Consider the following 18,622-nt stretch of genomic DNA (forward strand, 5'->3'; position numbering starts at 1 on the left):
TGAAAGCCATAGGGCACGTTATGAAACTAGAGGTTAATCGGCACGCCACAACGCCCATCGCCCAGCAGCTCGAAGCGGGTATTCGCGCTTGGATTGCAACTCACGGTGCAGGCGGAGGCCGTCGTTTACCCTCTATTCGTCGCTTAGCCGCCACCCACCACATCAGCCGTAATGCGGTGATTGAAGCCTACGAACGGCTTGTCGCTTCTGGCTTAGTGCGTTCACGCCCCGGTTCAGGTTTTTATGTGGCGGATAGCGCGGCAGCACTGGTATCACAACCCGCAGCTACGAGCGGATTGGAAGAGGTCACCAACGGGCTATGGGGGCTTTTCAGTGCCAATGAGCACACGCTCAAGCTGGGCTGCGGCTGGCTGCCCAGCAATTGGCGCGAAGGTGATGACCTAACTCACGCCATTCGCCAAGTGGCACGTAAAAGCCGTTCGGGAATTTTCGAGTACAGTACCCCTCAAGGGCCGCAGGATTTACGCGGTTTAATCCAGGAACGCCTGCGCCCACTGGCGATTACTGCGGACGCCCAACAGATCGTGATGACCGGTGGCGGTAGCCATTCGCTGGATCTACTGGTGCGGATGCTGCTTGAGCCTGGCGATGTGGTCTTCGTGGAATCACCGGGCTATTACAATCTGTTCGGCCTGCTGCACTTACAGCGAATCCGCGTAATTGGCGTGCCGCGATTAGCCGATGGGCCTGATATCGAGCGCTTGGAGGTGTTGTTGGCCGAGCACCGCCCAAAGCTGTTCTACATTAACAGCGTTTTTCACAACCCCACGGGCAGCACGCTCACCCCAGCGGTGGCGCACCGTGTGTTACAGCTCGCCGAGCAACACGATTTTCAGATTATTGAAGACGATATCTACGCGGATTTTCAGCACACCCCCACCACCCGCTTGGCAGCGCTAGACGGTTTGAGCCGGGTGTTCTACCTGGGCAGCTTTTCGAAAAGCCTCTCCTCTTCACTGCGAGTAGGCTTTGTCGCCGCCCCCGTGGCTTGGGTGCAGCGCCTTGTGGATATCAAGATGTTGACCAGCATCTCCGCTTCGCGGTTTGCCGAGCAAGTGGTTACGACCCTGCTGCAAAACGGCAGCTACCGGAAGCTTACCGAACGGCTGTGCATCAAGCTCGCCAATCAAATGGCAATGGCACTAACGATGCTGAAAAATGCCGGCTGGGAGGTGTATACCCAACCGGCTGGTGGGATGTTTGTGTGGGCAAAACCACCGGTTGCCATCGCCCCTGAAACCCTGAGTGAACTGGCTAACCGGTGGGAAATCACGCTATCGCCGGGGCATCTGTTTTTCGCCGATCACCAGCCAACGGCCTGGCTCCGGCTTAATGTAGCCTATATACAAGATCCAAGAGCGAAAGCGTTTATTGAAGCAGCGAGTTAAATATCCCCCCCTCTCTTAGGGCCTGTTGACGTTTCACTCACGGCCGCGCTGGTACCCGTTTTTATTCGCGGCCAGGCAGGAGGAGAGACGTTTGGTGATTCCAAATGAACGACGACTAACCCCGCCGCGGATAAAAACGGGCCCAGCCCTTCGGGTTGCACCACAAAGCGGTTCGCGATGAAACGTCAACAGGCCCTAACAAAAGGCTCAAAAAGCGACGATCAAGCGAGTAACTATGAGAACACTCCGAAATAGCTCATCAATCCGATCACCACACTAAACGTCACAAACGAGGCCAGTGTAGCGGCCATTAAAGCACCTGCGGCCACGTCTGCCATGCCGTAACGCTGGCCTAACAACGGATAGATACTCGCCATGGGAGCAGCAGCGAAAAGAATCGCTCCGGCAAGCAGCAGTGGATCTGACGTGGGCATGATTAAAAAAGCCAGCACGATGGCCAGCGGATGGAGAATGAGTTTACCCACCACGATTTGACTGACATCCATGATCACGCCGCGCACGCGAAGGCCGTAGATCGCGCCCCCGATGACAAACAGCGCTGCGGGCCCCGCTGCGTTCGCCACCATACCAATCGCCTTGGTGACTGGACCCGGCAAGCTTATCCCCGACATAGCGATCATGACCCCGATGAAAATGGCCATCAAGACAGGATTTTTTATCAGTCGGCTAGCCGTTTGCTTAAGCGTACTAGACAGACCACCACCCGACTGTCGCCCCATCTCCGCCAGTATCAACGCACCAGGTATGATCAGCAGGTTCTCAATAATCATACTTAAGGTCATAAAGGTGACTGCTGGCGGCCCCAATACCATCGCCGCAACAGGATAGCCAGTGAAGGCACTATTGGAGGCCGACATCCCCAGGGCAAACATAGCCCCGTTTTGCAGCGATTTTTTCTTGATAAAAACGGCTAGCCATAAGGCCAGTGAGAAGATGATCACCGACCCTAACCCATAGGCCAATAAATAGTCTACATTAAACACCTCTTCGAGAGGGTTTTGCGTCAGGGCACGAATCACTAGGGCAGGTAGCGCAAAGTACATCACGAAGCTGCCAACCCCCTGCATCTGCTCTCGGCTAACGATCCTCAAGCGCATAGCCACAAAGCCCATACCGATAATTAAAAAGATCGGCGTGGTGATGGCTAATATTTCAAGCATGCTAGTTCCCTCTCACCTACGATCCCATCGACCGACTCAACAGCAGTCTAAAAAACACGCTCAACGACGGTGCCTCACGGTTTTGGTACCGCTATGGGGATTGTTGTACCGCTATGATTATGTGATAAGTGCGTTAAGCTCGTCATACAGCGCTTTGGGGAAAGTAATGCCATTAACCCGGCTTCGCTCCCTCGCCTCAAAGCGGCGCTGGGAAGGCAAGCGTGCACCTTGGCCCAGAATACCCTCGAAAAGAACTTCAGCATGCTCGAGATGACTCGCGGCGTCCTTACCTAGAAAAGCCTCAGGCGACATCGCGATAATCAGCTCGCCATGAAACGGCTTGCCGGTTTTCTCGGCATTCGCTGCCTGAGTTTCATGGCCCAGCAGGTCGCCAATCAGAGGGCCCGCCAGTAGCTCCACCATGGTGGAAAGCGCAGAGCCTTTATAGCTGCCAAAGGGCAGCATAGCGCCAGCGAGTGCTGCCACTGGATCAGTCGTCGAGTTTCCCTCACTATCAATCGCCCACCCTTCGGGAATCGATTTACCCGCTCGCCGATGTAGCTCTATCTCGCCACGGGCGACCACGCTGGTGGCAAAATCAAACGTATAGGGCGTCCTTCCTGGACGCGGCCAGGAGAAAGCGATGGGGTTGGTGCCAAAAAGGGGCGAAGTACCACCCGCCGGGGCCACAAAGGCGTGACTGGGTGTCATGGCCAACGCCACCAAGCCCTCTGCTGAAAGCGCTTCTACTTCGGGCCACAGCGCTGAAAAGTGGAAACTGTTATTAATAGCAAGCGCCGCAATCCCACTGCGTTTAGCTTTCTCGATCAGATGGGGTTTACCCCTTTCAAACGACAGCAGTGAGCATCCCTTATTCGCATTAACTTTGACGATACTTGCTGCTTGATCAGTGATAGTCGGCTCGGCTTGAGTATCAATACCACCGTTCAATGCGGTTTGGACACACCCGATTAACCGGTATAAACCGTGAGAATGGCACTCATCACGCTGAGCCGCCATAACGCTGCGCGTAATGGCATCCGCGTGGGCCTGGCTAAAGCCGTTATGGGTGAGCACTTGGTTACTCAGCGCTTCGGCTTCTTGTAGAGAAATGGTTATATCATCACTCATAGCTTCACCTAACACCCTCATGTTGTTACTTGTTTATTTACAATCATTTTAAAAATTGCACTAAAAAAAGCAGGCAATAAATGCCTGCTTTTAAACTGCAGTAGTGGCAGTTGACTTTTAAAGTTCGCGCTTACCGTCCACTAACCGCGATACCTTCAGCGGGTTGCCCTCTTTAAGTGCATCGGGCAACAAGCCTTCAGGCAGGGACTGGTAACAAACCGGCCGTAAGAAGCGGTGAATAGCCGCCGAACCGACAGAGGTCGTGCGCGAATCAGACGTAGCCGGGAACGGCCCACCGTGTACCATGGCATGGCAAACCTCGACACCAGTGGGCCAACCATTGGCAAGAATACGTCCTGCTTTACGTTCAAGGGTGGGCAGCAATGCTTTAGCAGCATCCAAATCGGCGTCGTCCATATGCAGTGTGGCGGTGAGCTGACCTTCAAGTTGCTCAGCAACGCGTTTTACATCCGCCGCATCTTCGCACTCGACAACCAGCGAGGTGGCGCCGAACACTTCCGCTTGCAGCGCTTTTGATGCAAGGAAATCGCTTGCTGATGCAGCAAACAGGCCTGTCTGGCACTGATAGTCGCTGCCGGTTTGGCCACGGGCGATTTCTCGTGCCTCGGCTGCGCCGCTTAGGCTGGTCACGCCCTCTTGATAAGCACGGTGGATACCCGGCGACAGCATGGTTTGTGCGCCGCTAGCTTCCACTGCACCACGTGCCGCCTCAATGAAGGCATCCAACTCAGGGCCTTTTACCGCAATCACCAGCCCCGGGTTGGTGCAGAACTGGCCCGCGCCCATATTGAGTGAGCCAACAAAAGCTTCGCCTAACTCTTTACCACGCGTTTTTAGCGCCGCCGGTAGCAAGAAAACAGGGTTGATACTGCTCATCTCGGCGTAGACAGGGATCGGCTGGGGGCGTGCTTGCGCCGTTTTCATCAGCGCCATACCACCGCTGCGCGAGCCGGTGAATCCAACCGCCTGAATGCGCGGATCATCAACCAGCGCCTGGCCGATTTCGTTACCGGCACCAAACAGCAGCGAGAAAACGCCTTCCGGTAAATTACAGGCTTTTACGGCTTTTTGGATCGCCTGACCCACCAGCTCAGAGGTACCTGGGTGCGCTGAGTGGCCTTTAACCACTACCGGGCAGCCAGCTGCTAGGGCCGAAGCGGTATCGCCCCCCGCGACTGAGAACGCCAACGGAAAGTTGCTGGCGCCGAATACCGCGACAGGCCCCAGGGCGATATGACGCTGACGCAGATCGGCACGTGGCAGCGGCTGGCGTTCGGGCATGGCCGGATCAATGCGAACATCAAGCCATTCACCTACACGCACTACTGAAGCGAACAATCGCAGTTGCCCGCAGGTTCTACCCCGCTCACCCTCGATACGTGCCTGGGGCAGGCCCGTTTCGGCCATGGCGCGCTCAATCAACTCGCTTCCGATGGCTTCTATTTCACTGGCGATAGTTTCAAGAAACGTAGCGCGCTCTTCGGGCGACGTTTCGCGGTAGGTGGCATATGCCGTTTCAGCCAGCTCGCAAGCCTGCTCTACATGCGCACGGCTGCCGCCGATATAGATGGGTTCTAGCTTTTCACCGGTAGCAGGGTTAACCGCTTGAATGTTGGCTTGGGTGCCGATCACTGATTGTTGACCAATCAGCATTTCGCCTCGCATTGTCATACGTCGCTCCTCATATGGTCAGTGGTATCACTGGTCGCAATATCACTTGTCACGTTGCTACTGTCTGCGATGCTACTTTTCAAGATACTGTGCATAGGTGTTACGCGCCCGATTAAGGTGCTGAAACATCGTTTCGCGAGCAGCTTGCGCATCGCGGGAAAGAATAGCTTCGAGAATATAGCTGTGCTCTTCCTGAACTCGCTCTAAATAGCGCTCAGAGGAGATCGGGTTAATATCAATACTCAGCAGCTTGGCACGGGGAATAACGCTCTGACTCCACTGCTTGTAAAAAGATTGGAAAAAGGGGTTTTTGGTCGCCGTGGCAATCGCAAAGTGAAACAGATAATCCTCTTCACGGGCTTGGGTTTTTGCAGCATACGCATTGCTAAAAGCAAGGTGCTGCGCTTCGAGCCGCTGACGATCTTCATCATCATGGCGTAAGGCAGCCAGTTCAGCCGCCGCTGGCTCTAAGGTTAGCCGCAGTTCAAGCAGGTGCAAAATATCTTCCACGGTGGTCGGGTTAATGCGCTCTGCAGGCCGCGCCTCAACCGTGGAAGAGCGCAGCACCGAGGTGCCTACGCCTCGCCGGGTCTCCACCAGGCCCAGGGATTTAAGGTGGGTAATCGCTTCACGGATAACTGTGCGGCTAACGCCAAAGGAGTCACACAGGCTGCTCTCAGTAGGTAGCTTCTCCCCTACCGCGACTTTTCCTTGAGTGATCAACGCTTCCAATTGGTCGGCCACGTGCACGGACAAGCTTCCCTGCTGCGTCACTTTACTTACTTGAAGCGGTTTTAGGGCAGATGCCGTAGCGCTAGGTTTGGCCATGAAAGCTATCCTTCGTTAAAGTTCTGGTTGTATTATATCGTACAACCTTGCTCTTTTAAGTGCCATCAAACGTCGTCAGGGTGGCCTGATTGGGTGAATTTACCGCCCTGATAGCGCACAGCTAGATCATTGCCATCAATATCACGATCAAGCTGCTCGGTCTCTTCTCGCCAAGGCTCAGAACTGTCTTTAGGTACCCAGCCTAAGAAGCCAGCATGGGAATTGTCCCACCACTTTTCAGCATTATCCGACGCGCCATAGATCACCGTATACCCTAAACGCGGTGTTACAAAAGCACGCTGCAATAGACTGACGAAATCCGCCAGACTCAGCCAAGTGGCCATCATGCGGGTATCGGCAGGCTTATCAAAGCAGGAGCCAATTCTAACGCTCAGGGTCTCTACCCCAAATTTGTCGTGATACAGGCTAGCGAGGTTTTCACCAAAACATTTTGACACGCCATACAGGGAATCAGGCTTTTGTACTACCTGATTGTCTATCAGTTGATTGCGCTCATAAAAACCGATGGTGTGGTTGGAACTAGCAAACACTATCCGCGGTTTACCCTGTTTTCGGGCCTCCTCATAGAGGTGGTAAGTCCCCATGATATTTGCCTGCAAAATCGACTCCCAAGGGCTCTCTACCGACATACCGCCTAAGTGAACAATACCATCGCAATCGCGCACTAGATCCGCCACCGCTTGCATATCGCTAAGATCAGCTTGAACCAGTTCCTCCCCCTCTCCCGCTTCTTCTAAGGGCGCCAAATCAGATAAGCGAACATGCTTGGCAAGTTTAGATAAATGAGGCCGCAAGCTTTTTCCCAGGCCACCGGCAGCGCCGGTCACGAGAATACGATTTAACATACTCACTCCTTACTATTATGTATAAGTCATTAAATGCAGAGCTGTTTTAAAAGCCGTATAGCGCGGCAGGGTTATCTACCAGAATTTTTTGACGAGCACTTTCATCCGCCCAGTGCAGTAATAGATCGAGCTGCTCAGCATCGTTGGGGTACTGCTCACGGGGAACCGCTACATGCGGCCAATTTGAGCCCCAGATCACCCGGTCAGGAGCATGCTGAATAAATCGCTTGGCAATAGGACTAATGTCAGCATACTCAGGCCCACCGCTAAGGCTGGTCTCGTAACCACCGCAAATTTTGATCCACGCATTACCACGATCTAACAAACTGAGTATTTGATCAACGCGGGGGTCATCAGCGGCCACAGGCGGCATAAACTTGCCTATGTGGTCGATGATGTAATCGGTTTTAATCGCTTTCAGCGTGGCCATGTAATCGTCTATCTCACGACCATTAAACTGCACCATCAAGTGCCAGCCGAACGCATGTATTCGCTCCTCAACCGCAGCCAGCCCACCTATTCCCACGGCGCCGCCAGGTAGTTGCATGATCCTGGCGCCACGAGCGCCTTGGGTGTGCATTGCTTCAATCTCTGATTCAGAGGTATCCGGCGCTACCGTCACGATCGCCCGTGCGCAATCCTGTCCAATTTCCGCAACACCTTTTAAAATCGCCCGGTTATCCAATTGGTAAGCGTTGGATTGTGTGACGACTACACGCTCTAGTGAGAGTCGCTGCTGCACCTCATGGTAATCGGCGACCGTTGCTAGCTCGGCAATCTTGGGGCCACCCGGCTGCGCTTCATAGCCGGGTAGATAGAGATGCATATGGCAATCAGTTGCCCCTGCAGGCGCTTTTAAGACGGGTGGAGCCCCTGTTAACGGGCGTGTATTCGCGGGGATAGACAACATTACTTCTCCCTAAGGGCGTAGGTGGATAGCGCATCGCGGTTAATTTCAATACCCAGCCCTGGACCATTGGGAATCGTCATTACGCCCTGGTTATGCTCAAGGGGTGTTTGAACAATAGCCTGACGGAAAGGGTTTTCGGTGCGGTCAAACTCCATAATGGGCTCGATAGGCTTGCGGCGTGGCGGGTTGGGCGGCAGCGCAGCCATAAACTGCAAGCTGGCTGCCAAGCATACCGCGGTACCCCACACATGGGGCACCAAACGAACACCGTGCATAGCCGCCATATCAGCGACCCGGCGCATTTCGCTAAAACCACCCACACCACAAATATCCGGTTGCACAATATCTACCGCTCGGCGTGCCAATGGCTCCTGCATGGCATAGCGACCATGCCAGTTTTCGCCACTGGCAACAGGAATCGGCTGACCAGCCCGAACGGCTTCGTAGGTAGAAATTTGCTCGGGCAACACAGGTTCTTCAAACCAGTCGATACCAAACGGCGCGGCGCGATGCCCTAGCTCAATCGCCTCCAGGTAGTCGTAACCGTGATTGGCGTCAATCATCATGCGCATATCGGGGCCGATGGCATCACGCACGGCGGCGATCACTTCCAGATCTTCTTCGACGTCGAAGCCGATTTTGATCTTGACGGCGTGAAAGCCTTCACTGCGATAGCCGGCCACTTCGGCGGCGATATCGGTTACCCGGTCAACACCTGCCCGGGCGAACGAACCGGTTGCGTAAGCACGCACGCTCTCGCGAAAGCGCCCACCCAACAACGTTGAGATCGGCACACCAAAGTGCTTGCCTTTGATATCCCACAGTGCAATATCAATGCCGCTCAAGGCCGTCACGGTTAAGCCACGCTGGCCTTGGTCGCGCAGTCGGTTATAGAGCGTTAGCCAAACTTTTTCTGTTTGCAGCGGATCTTCGCCTATCAGTGACCGAGCGTAGACCTCTACAATCGCTGCATTGGGCTTAGCTGGCCCTAAGCACTCGCCCCAGCCAATCGTGCCATCATCGCAGACGATTTCGACCAGGCAGTGTTGACGGCGCGAAAAGTGCATGGAGGCACTCTCAAACGCCGTCTCCAGTTGGTAATCGAGGATATGGGTATTTACGGCGACGACTTTCATAATTGATGTATCCTTTTCACGGCTTTATTCAAAGCGCCCTTATTGGAAAAAGCTAGGCAGCGTCAAAGAGATGGCGGGTACGTAAGTCACCAGCATCAAGGCCACAAACAGAGCTAAGAAGAATGGCCAAATAGTACGCACTGCTTCCTCGATTTTAATTTTGCCTATCACACAGCCGACAAACAGGCAGGCCCCTACGGGTGGCGTACACAGCCCTAGCCCCAGGTTCATCATCAAAATAATACCGAACTGAATGGGATCCATACCAAACTGCATGGCTACCGGCAAAAAGATCGGTGTACAGATAAGGATTAACGCCGCCATGTCCATAATCATGCCTAAAATCAACAGGATGATATTAAGCATGAGAAAAATAACCAGCGGCTTATCGGAAATAGCCATCAAGCCTGTCGTCAGCATTTCCGGGACATTGTAGAGCGCCAGCAGGTAAGAGAATGCCGATGCACACCCGACTAAAATCATCACCAGCGAGGTGGTTTTTACCGACTGGACGACAGCGGCTTTGAAAGAGGCCCAGGTCAATTCACGGTAAACCAAGCCGGTCACCACAATAGCGTAGATAGCCCCGAAGGCACCTGACTCAGTCACGGTTAGAATGCCCGAGAGCACCCCGCCGACGATAATCACTGCGGTCATCAGGCCAGGCAGGGAGGCAAAAAAGCTGATAAATAGCGCATTCCAACCAGGAAAGGCTTCGCCTTTATAGCCGCGCTTCACCGCCACGATATAGGCTGCAACGGCTAAGCTAATACACATCAAAATGCCTGGGACGATACCGGCGATAAACAGTTGGGTAACGGAGATACCACCACCCGCCGCAACTGCATAAAGAATCATGTTATGGCTAGGGGGAATCACTACGCCCGCGATCGATGAGGTCACGGTCACGTTGACGGCATAGTCAGCGTCATACCCCTTCTCTTTCATCACCGGGATTAGGATAGAACCTAACGCCGATGTGTCCGCCACTGCCGAACCGGAGATTCCTCCGAACAGCATGGAAGAACTAATATTCACCATTCCCAAACCGCCACGCACCTTACCCACCATCGCAGATGCCAAGCGCACAAGGCGAGTGGAGATACCACCGTGCATCATTAACTCACCAGCAAAGATAAAGAAGGGAATCGCAAGCAGTGAAAAAACGGAAATACCGGATAGGATACGTTGAAAGGCAACAAATAGCGGCAAGCCTTCATAAAGGAAGGTAACAACGGCGGCTAATCCGACGGCAAACGCAACCGGCGCGCCGACTATAAGGCCTAAGAAAAAGATCCCGAAAAGAATAATAAGACCCATCGTTTATACCCTCTTAACTTTTCGAGTCAGTAAGCGTTGCGCTATATCAGCGGCTGCAAAAAGCATGATTAACACACCACAAATCACTAAGGGGGCAGCACGCCAACTCTCCGACAGACCTATCATGGGAATAGCTCTTTCCAAGTTGGTCATGACTAATGTCCAGCCCTGAAAGGCCATAAAACCGCCAAAAGATAAGATAAAAAGATCAGAAAGGTGATGCATCACACCGCGCAATGGGCCAGCGAAGCTTTCACGGATAAAATCAATATTGAGATGACTATGGTGCCTAACCCCTGCCGCTGCGCCTAAGCAAGTAATATAGACAACCAGTACTAGCGAGGCTTGCTCAACCCAAGTAGGGGTATTGTTCAGCACATACCGCCCGAAAACTAACCAACCAAATATTAGAATAAGGGTAACTAACAAGATACCCGCAACAAGAATACATAAGCTGGCAACACCATCTAAGATCCGATTCAGCGAGCCGCTTTCTTCCGCGTCTTCCTTATCGACCTGCGATTCAAGTTCGATACTCACGGCACATTTCCTTTTCAACTTCCGGCAGCAGTTAACTGCCGGAAGCGTGTGGGTGATAAATATTACTCGGTGGCGCGAATTTCCTCGATCAGCTCACCCGTGCCAGGATTATTAGCAATGAATTCTTCATACATAGGTTCCATTAGTGTTTGGAATGCACCTTTATCGTCTACTTCATTAATCTCAACGCCGTGGTCGAGGACGATCTGACGACTCTCTTCAGAACTTTCCACCCATAGCTCACGCTGACGTTTAGAGGCCTCTTCAGCTACCTCACGAACAATTGCCTGATCTTCTTCCGAAAGTTCTTCCCAGCTGGATTTAGCTACACACAAGCACTCTGGGATAATCAAGTGCTCAGTTAACGAGTAATAACCCGTTACTTCATAGTGATTGCTAGACTCAAAAGAGGGGTAGTTATTTTCAGCGCCATCGAGCACGCCAGTGGTTAAGCTTTGATACACCTCACCATAAGACATAGGCGTGGCATTACCGCCCATCGCTGCGATCATATCGACGTAAAGATCATTATTCATTACCCGTATCTTTAAGCCTTCAACATCTCCAGGGGTTTTAATGGGGTGTTGGGTGTTATAGAGGCTGCGTGCCCCCGAATCGAACCAGGAAAGAACCACCAAGCCTTTATCCTCTAAGGCGTCGGCAAAACGTTCGCCAATTTCACCGTCCATTACCGTATGCATATGTTCGACGTCATTGAAAAGAAATGGTAACGAGAACACGTTAGTTTCTTGAACGATGGGCCCCATCGGTCCCATATTGAAATTGGCAAAATCCAGCGCCCCATTGCGGGTCTGCTCAATGGCATCTGACTGATCCCCCAGCACGGCGTTGTTATAAACGCGAGGGCTAACACGGCCTTCCGTTTGCTCCTCCACCGCTTCGGCAAACTCTTCTAACGCCACTGTATTGGGGTAGCCATCTGGATGGATATTCCAACCACGCCAATCCTCCGCTTGAGCCGGCAGCGCAAAAGCTATGAGAGCTATTACGCCAGCGGTGGGCAGCAATGAGCTGGTTTTTAAAGTGCTGGCGCTCATGCAATTATTGTGTGTGCGCATGTCTAACATCCTCTTATTATTGGTAATGTCGACTAATAATAATTAGTCGTAGATTAATACTTCTTCGCTACATCGATAAGGGCTTCAAGCTGCTGGCACTCATCTTTAGACGGCATCGACAGCGGTGCGCGAACACTACCGGCGGGCCTACCTACGATTTCAGCACCTGCTTTGATGAGGCTGACGGCATAGCCTGCTTTTCGATCCCTGAGATCAACGAAAGGAATAAAAAAGTCGCAGGTAATCTGCTTTACAACTTCTTTATTGCCTTTACGCAATTCCTTGTAAAACATAACAGCCATTTCTGGTACGAAGTTAAAAACGGCTGAAGAGTAGGTGTTCACGCCAATGGAGACATAGGCTTCAGCAAAAATCTCAGCGGTGGGCACACCGCCGATATACACCAGGCGATCACCAACGGTTTTGATGATTTTATTGAGCGCTTGAATATCACCTTTACCGTCTTTTAAACCCACCAAATTAGGACAGTGGTCGGCGAGTTGCTGAACCGATGAGGCATTCAAAATGCCGTTACCGCGGTTGTAATAAATCACATTGATTGAGGTGGCATCACAAATTTGGCGAGCATACTCAACTAAGCCATCCTGTGGGCACTCGGTGAGGTAAGGCGGCATCAGCAGAATGCCATCGGCGCCAGCCTCTTCAGCCGCTTTTGCAAAGGCTTTGCCTGTCTCCACGCTTAAGCCTGCGCTAGCGATCACCGGCAAACGTCCATCGACCACCTCGACCGCCACGCGAACAATCTCGCGATACTCCTCTAACGAAAGACTGAAAAACTCCCCTGTGCCACCCGCTACGAAGACCGCGGAAATCTCGTGGCTAATAAACCACTCAAGCCGATTGCGATAGCTCGCTTCATCAAAGCGGCCCTGGCTATCGAAGTCCGTAATGGGGAACGATAGCAAGCCATCGCCGATGGCATTGGTTACTGCTGCTCTTGAAAACGTCACTGTGCGCCCTCTTTAGGAATGCGTTGACCATTGGGTGAGGCACTATCAGCTGGCCAACATCTTATGTAATACATCATACAACATAGAAGATAAGTATCACCTCAGCATGGCGCAAGCAGAACTATCGCAATTTAAACCAAAGTAGCACTCCCTAGGATGTTAGGGAGGGCTAGATTAACCAACCAAAACCATGCAAAAACCATTTAAAAACAATGCTTTTATACGTCAACAACCCAATCTGGCTTAAACACCGCTGGAGTAAACTCATCAGGGTATCCACCTGGGTTGGCAATGATATGCGTGCCATTCCGAAGAATATCCACGGGTTCGTGAACATGTCCGTGTACCCATAGATCCATATTGCCCATTAAATGAGGCAAATTGGAGGCAAACGCGGGGGATAACGCATCGCCCAGATATTGATCAGGAATACAGTCATGCAGCGGAGCATGATGGCTAATCACTACCTTAGGGCCATCAAACGGCTGGGACAGCTCTTTTTCGAGCCAAGCAAGCGCTTCAGCATGCACCTGCTGGCTCGCCTGAGGTGTGAATGTCTCCCCTGGCGAGGTTTGAACGATTTTAAAGTCGGGCATGTAGCGCAACGCCTTAGACTCAGTATCGGCGGGGTGTTGAGTTTGGTCACCGGCGTACAACGCAAAGTCAGTCCATAGCGTTGTACCGTAAAAGCGTACGCCATTGAGGGTGACGGCACGATTATCCAGAAGCTCAATGTCGAGCCGCTCGGCTTCGAGCGCCAGCTCATCACGCAGCAGCGGCATGCAGGTACCGTAGAACTCATGGTTACCTGGCACATAGATAATCGGCGTGTATGGAAACTGGTGGCGCGCCCAGGCAAGGCCTTCGCACTTACGGTGAATATCCCCCGCCAGAACCACGACATCTGCCTCCACCTCAGGCAGCTCGCGTTTCCCGTCAAAAAATTCCAGGTGCAGGTCAGACAAAATACGCAGACGCATAGGGCTCCTCGTAGCAAATACCTATTTAACCGATCTTACCCGGACTAGGATACTTTGTCGCAGGGCATCGGTATCACGTCAAGATATGCTGCATTGCAACAAAAATAGGCTATAATAACGATGTTGTCCCAATAGGAGGACCGCACAATGACTTTTTTAATAACACCCCCTGCACGCGATAATGAAGTTCTAGAGTTCTGGAACTTGAATGCTCAGTGGCATCGTGCCGCAGCCGAAGCGCTGAAAGCCTATTTAGGCTAATTCAGGTGCTTTTGCACCTTTTTAGACCAAAAGATAATCACCGAAGCCGGAATAATTTCCGGCTTTTTTATGATTATGAAAACCTTTTCCATTCAAAGACCTAATATCCAAACATAAGCATTTGTAAGCCATAGCTTACGAAAAATGGCAAATCGCCTACACCGTTAGGACTAGCCCTGAGTAAAAAAAGCTCTTAGTATCCGACCACAGCTAAATTGCTGCCTTGCACAACACAGGCTGTGGACAACATAAGCTTTCTACAACTTGAAGGCTTTACAACATAAGTTTTACAACAAGGTCTCATCGCATTCCCTGTCCCCTGAAAGAGGAGTGAACGCCATGCAACACTTAGTCACCCCAACACAAACGTTGGAAGCAGATGTTATGGAAGTATGGGCACAGCGTGCCCGCCAACAACGTGCGGCACTTGACGCTATTAAAGCTTACCTGCGTTAAGTCCCCAAACGTCATATTGGTTCAATGCCGCTCAACGCCTCGTTTCAGCGAGGCGTATTTTGGCAATTTACGACCAGCTTGTTTCGGGGTCTTCGGTAGTGTCTAGCTGGCCAAGGTAAGTGTCCTGCAAGATATACATTCGCTTTACATCACGGTACTTGCCATTAATAAAGAACTCCTGCACCAAGTGGCCCTCTTCTATAAAGCCACTCTCCTCGTAAAGATGAATCGCTTTGACATTATCCACCGCCACAATGAGATATACCTTGTGCAGGTTTAGAATGGTGAACGAGTAATGCAGCGCTTGGCGAATTAATGTGCGCGCAAACCCTTTGCCCTGATGCTCAGGGGTAATAATGATTTGAAACTCGCCGCTGCGATGGATGTAGTCGATCTCAATCAGCTCTACCAGGCCGATGGCATTTCCATGGCTATCTTCAGCGACAAAGCGCCGTTCGGCGTTGTCATGGATATGCTTGTTATACAGCTCCTCTAGCTCATCAAATGACTCGTAAGGCTCTTCAAACCAGTACGACATAATGCTCTGGTTATTATTTAGCTCATGAACAAAGCGCAGGTCGTTGCGCTCCAGTGCACGCAAATAAAGTGTGTGGCCCATTGCCCGCTTTCCTTATGAATATCCATTAAGAATACTCGTTTTACACTTGCCCGCCACTCGGTTCATGCATTTAGGTTAGGACATCTTGGCTAGGCGTCTAAATGAAAACAGCTCCGCCAAGGGGTATTCTCTACCCTCTATAAGCGCGCGCAGCAGTTTGGCACCTATCATGCTATAGCTGATGCCGTTTCCGCCGTAGGCCATGGCAAAATGAACACGTGGGCCAAGGGCGTCATGTGGGCCGAAAAAAGGCAGGCCGTCGTCGGTTTCAGCAAAAGTGCCGCCCCAAGAGAACGTAGGATTGATATCTAGTTTAGGCCATAGCGTTTCTATTTTAGCTGCTAGCCCTTTGGCCTTCTCTTCTACCCGCGCATCGCGGCGCTTGGGAATATCTTCGTCGTCATCGTCGCCACCCACGAGGAGTCGTCCATCGCAGGTAGTGCGCATATACAGGTAGGGGCGCGATGATTCCCACATCATGGTGTGGCGCAGTTTGCCCAATGCCTCTGGCGGTAGTGGGTCGGTGATCAGCGCGTAGCTACTGCGATTGACGGCCACCTTTTCTGGCAGCCAGGCTTGCGACTCGTACCCTGCGGCCATCACCACGTACTGGCAACACAGCTTGGCACCATTGGCCAGGGTGAGCGAGACACCCTGACCGTCAGGTGTCATCGTCTCCATTTGTGTGCGGTCATATACTTCTCCCCCACGCTCGACCACCCTGGAAAACAGCTGATACGCCATGCGATATGGATCAATAGTGGCGGCTAGCTGTGTAAGAATAGCGCCGGGCGCCTCAAAGCCGTACTCCGCCAAAATAGCCTCGCGCTCAAGCCACTCGGCTTCAAAACCGTGTTTTTGGCGCAGCGCCAATTCCTCCTGAAGCGATGCGACATCCTCTTCACTACTGGCATAGTAAAGGCTTTGCTGACGCTCAAAATCCACGTCGCCCAACCCTGCCGCCAAGGACTCAAGCTCACCAATGGCCTCTGCACAGGCGCGGTAAGCACGCACTGCATCGGCTTCTCCATAGCGCTCGGCTAGCTCTGTCATATGGGTGTCAATTTCGTACTGCAGCAAAGCAGTGCTGGCGGCTGAACTGCCCCACCCCACATCCCGGCGCTCAAGCACCACCACATGGTGACCATTGCGGTTTAACTCATCAGCAATCAAAGCACCCGTTATACCGCCACCAATCACAACAACCTCGCATAGGTGATCGCGAGTCAGTTGAGGAAAGGTTTTCAACAGGCCATTTTTGACCGCCCAAAAGGGATAACCGCTTTTCAGATCCATCTGTTTGCCTATGCTGGGTTGCTCTAGAGTACTCTATGGGTGATAGAAGCATGCTGTTAACCATAGATGGTTCCTGACAACTTGCTCGATAAAGTGCCCCTGAATGGCTGCCCTTATTAGTTGAATTCAGGCTCAAAAAGGAGTTCCACATGATTGATCTACGCAGTGACACGGTGACTCGCCCTACCCCCGCCATGCTTGAAGCTATGGTGACCGCACCATTAGGTGATGATGTGTGGGGCGATGACCCAACGGTCAACGCGTTTCAAGAAAATCTGGCCGAACAGGCAGGCAAAGACGCGGCGCTGCTGTTTCCAAGCGGTACACAAAGCAACTTAGTGGCACTCATGGCCCATTGCGAGCGCGGCGATGAGTACATTGTTGGGCAGTCAGCCCACACTTATCGTTATGAAGGCGGCGGCGCAGCGGTGTTAGGCAGCATCCAGCCACAGCCCATTGAGAACGACGCCGATGGCACGCTGCCACTGGAAAAAATCAGAGCCGTGATTAAAGCCGACGACTTTCACTTTGCGCGTACAAAGCTGCTGGCATTAGAAAACACCATTGGCGGCAAAGTGCTGCCTGCAGACTACGTATTAAAAGCCACTGAGCTCGCCCGCGAGCGTGGTCTGGCAACGCATTTAGACGGCGCGCGCTTATTCAATGCCGCTGTCGCAACCGACACCTCGCTCAAGCAACTGTGCCTGCCGTTCGATAGCGTGTCGCTGTGCTTCTCAAAAGGCCTGGGTACGCCAATAGGGTCGGCACTGGTGGGCTCACAAGCATTTATCGACCGCGCTCGGCGCTGGCGTAAAGTGGTGGGTGGTGGCATGCGCCAATCAGGTATTATCGCCGCCGCTTGTCAGTATGCGTTAGATCACCACGTGGCAGACTTAGCCGACGATCACCGCCGTGCAGAGCGCCTTGCAGCGGGCTTAGCAAAGCTGCCGGGGGTCGAGATCAGCGCTCAGGCAACCAATATGGTGTTCGCGCATTTTCCCGACGAGCATGTAAAGCCACTCTCCGCCTGGCTAAAAGAGCACGGCATTTTGATTGAGCTGCTTTACGCCACGCGTTTCGTTACCCATCGTGATCTTGATGACGCAGATATCGACAAGGTCATCGCGGTGATGGAGGCCTACTTTAGTCGTCATTAAAAACGAGTCGTCATTAACCAGTAAATGGCTTAGCTAAGAGATGACGCCCCTAAAGCAAGATGTACAGCGATACCTGCCATCATCAAGCCAATCAGGCCATCGATAATGCGCCATGCGATGGGTTTTGAAAGCCAAGGCGAAAGCGCAGCGCCGCCCCAGGCCAGCAGGCTGAACCAGAGGATGGACGCAGTAGATGCCCCCGCCACAAAAACGCCGGCGCTCTCCTGCTGGGCGCCAATGGAGGGTATCAGCAGCAGCGTATCCAGATACACCTGGGGGTTAAGCACGGTGACGGCAAGGGTGGCGAAAATCACTTTGGTTAAGCTGCGCGCGCTGCCCGCTTCGGCGCTTAACCCTTGCCGCCCGCTAAAGGCTCTAAACAGCGCCTGAGCTGCCAGCCAGCTTAAAAACACTACACCCACCCAGCGCATTGCCTCCAACGCGCTGGGCATCGTCAGCAGAAAAGCACTCACCCCAAACATACCCGCTGTGAGCAGAATAATATCCGCACTCATGCACAACCCTGCCGACCACCAGTGGTATTCACGACGAATCGCCAGCCCAAGAATGTAGGCGTTTTGCGCCCCAATCGCCATGATAATCCCGCCGCACACCACCAGCCCGGTGATATAACTTTCCCACATTGCCCTGCCCCCATTGCCGGAATTAGCGTCGCGTTAATTAATCTGGCAATAAAGTAACTGGGAATGCTGATTGCTAAAAATCATCCTGCTAATGGGGTATTAGATTTACTTATAGAAGAGCCATTCATTAAATTTTAAAAATGGTT

Annotated in this window: 17 protein-coding genes; 2 read left to right on the forward strand and 15 right to left on the reverse strand. The window is 52.4% G+C overall.

Going from position 1 to position 18,622, the window contains the following annotated elements; translation table 11 throughout:
• Positions 1-20 precede the first annotated feature (20 nt).
• The gene (locus HZU72_RS12400; protein WP_180092396.1) at positions 21-1,409 is read left to right on the forward strand and encodes an aminotransferase-like domain-containing protein; all 1,389 of its coding nucleotides are present in this window, start codon (positions 21-23) and stop codon (positions 1,407-1,409) included.
• 233 nt (positions 1,410-1,642) lie between these two features.
• Here HZU72_RS12400 and HZU72_RS12405 read toward each other — a convergent pair whose 3' ends face one another.
• From HZU72_RS12405 to HZU72_RS12470, 14 genes are all read right to left on the reverse strand, one after another.
• Positions 1,643-2,590, reverse strand: a complete 948-nt coding sequence (locus HZU72_RS12405) for an AEC family transporter (protein ID WP_180092398.1) — start codon at positions 2,588-2,590, stop codon at positions 1,643-1,645.
• A 117-nt stretch (positions 2,591-2,707) separates the two neighbouring features.
• The gene (locus HZU72_RS12410) at positions 2,708-3,721 is read right to left on the reverse strand and encodes an Ldh family oxidoreductase (protein ID WP_180092400.1); all 1,014 of its coding nucleotides are present in this window, start codon (positions 3,719-3,721) and stop codon (positions 2,708-2,710) included.
• Between the two features lie 117 nt (positions 3,722-3,838).
• A complete protein-coding gene (locus HZU72_RS12415; protein WP_180092402.1) occupies positions 3,839-5,413 on the reverse strand; it encodes an aldehyde dehydrogenase (NADP(+)) in 1,575 nt (524 codons plus the stop codon).
• A 72-nt stretch (positions 5,414-5,485) separates the two neighbouring features.
• Positions 5,486-6,241, reverse strand: a complete 756-nt coding sequence (locus tag HZU72_RS12420) for a FadR/GntR family transcriptional regulator (RefSeq protein WP_180092405.1) — start codon at positions 6,239-6,241, stop codon at positions 5,486-5,488.
• Between the two features lie 65 nt (positions 6,242-6,306).
• A complete protein-coding gene (locus HZU72_RS12425) occupies positions 6,307-7,107 on the reverse strand; it encodes an NAD-dependent epimerase/dehydratase family protein (protein ID WP_180092408.1) in 801 nt (266 codons plus the stop codon).
• A 46-nt stretch (positions 7,108-7,153) separates the two neighbouring features.
• Positions 7,154-8,017 (reverse strand): amidohydrolase family protein, encoded by an 864-nt coding sequence (locus HZU72_RS12430; protein WP_180092411.1) that lies wholly within the window; start codon positions 8,015-8,017, stop codon positions 7,154-7,156.
• Positions 8,017-9,153, reverse strand: a complete 1,137-nt coding sequence (locus HZU72_RS12435) for a mandelate racemase/muconate lactonizing enzyme family protein (RefSeq protein WP_180092414.1) — start codon at positions 9,151-9,153, stop codon at positions 8,017-8,019. Before HZU72_RS12435 ends, HZU72_RS12430 begins: the two co-directional genes overlap by 1 nt.
• A 39-nt stretch (positions 9,154-9,192) precedes the next feature.
• A complete protein-coding gene (locus HZU72_RS12440) occupies positions 9,193-10,473 on the reverse strand; it encodes a TRAP transporter large permease (RefSeq protein WP_180092417.1) in 1,281 nt (426 codons plus the stop codon).
• A gap of 3 nt (positions 10,474-10,476) precedes the next feature.
• The gene (locus HZU72_RS12445) at positions 10,477-11,013 is read right to left on the reverse strand and encodes a TRAP transporter small permease (RefSeq protein WP_180092420.1); all 537 of its coding nucleotides are present in this window, start codon (positions 11,011-11,013) and stop codon (positions 10,477-10,479) included.
• Between the two features lie 62 nt (positions 11,014-11,075).
• Complete coding sequence (locus tag HZU72_RS12450; RefSeq protein WP_371829544.1) at positions 11,076-12,092, reverse strand: TRAP transporter substrate-binding protein; 1,017 nt, start codon at positions 12,090-12,092, stop codon at positions 11,076-11,078.
• 53 nt (positions 12,093-12,145) lie between these two features.
• On the reverse strand, positions 12,146-13,063 hold the full coding sequence (gene kdgD / locus HZU72_RS12455; RefSeq protein ID WP_180092423.1) for a 5-dehydro-4-deoxyglucarate dehydratase: 918 nt from the start codon (positions 13,061-13,063) through the stop codon (positions 12,146-12,148).
• Positions 13,064-13,281: 218 nt separating this feature from the next.
• Positions 13,282-14,043 carry a metallophosphoesterase gene (locus HZU72_RS12460; RefSeq protein ID WP_180092426.1) on the reverse strand — a complete coding sequence of 254 codons (762 nt, stop codon included), beginning with the start codon at positions 14,041-14,043 and terminating at the stop codon, positions 13,282-13,284.
• A 784-nt stretch (positions 14,044-14,827) separates the two neighbouring features.
• Positions 14,828-15,379: a spermidine N1-acetyltransferase gene (speG, locus tag HZU72_RS12465; protein WP_180092429.1), complete on the reverse strand. Its 552-nt coding sequence runs from the start codon at positions 15,377-15,379 to the stop codon at positions 14,828-14,830.
• A gap of 75 nt (positions 15,380-15,454) precedes the next feature.
• Positions 15,455-16,675: an NAD(P)/FAD-dependent oxidoreductase gene (locus tag HZU72_RS12470; RefSeq protein WP_180092432.1), complete on the reverse strand. Its 1,221-nt coding sequence runs from the start codon at positions 16,673-16,675 to the stop codon at positions 15,455-15,457.
• Between the two features lie 149 nt (positions 16,676-16,824).
• Between HZU72_RS12470 and ltaE the strand changes: the two genes are divergently transcribed.
• Positions 16,825-17,832: a low-specificity L-threonine aldolase gene (gene ltaE / locus HZU72_RS12475; RefSeq protein WP_180092435.1), complete on the forward strand. Its 1,008-nt coding sequence runs from the start codon at positions 16,825-16,827 to the stop codon at positions 17,830-17,832.
• Positions 17,833-17,861: 29 nt separating this feature from the next.
• Here ltaE and HZU72_RS12480 read toward each other — a convergent pair whose 3' ends face one another.
• A complete protein-coding gene (locus tag HZU72_RS12480) occupies positions 17,862-18,476 on the reverse strand; it encodes a LysE/ArgO family amino acid transporter (protein WP_180092438.1) in 615 nt (204 codons plus the stop codon).
• Positions 18,477-18,622 lie beyond the last annotated feature (146 nt).

Source organism: Vreelandella sedimenti (assembly GCF_013416325.1).
Lineage (GTDB): Bacteria > Pseudomonadota > Gammaproteobacteria > Pseudomonadales > Halomonadaceae > Vreelandella > Vreelandella sedimenti.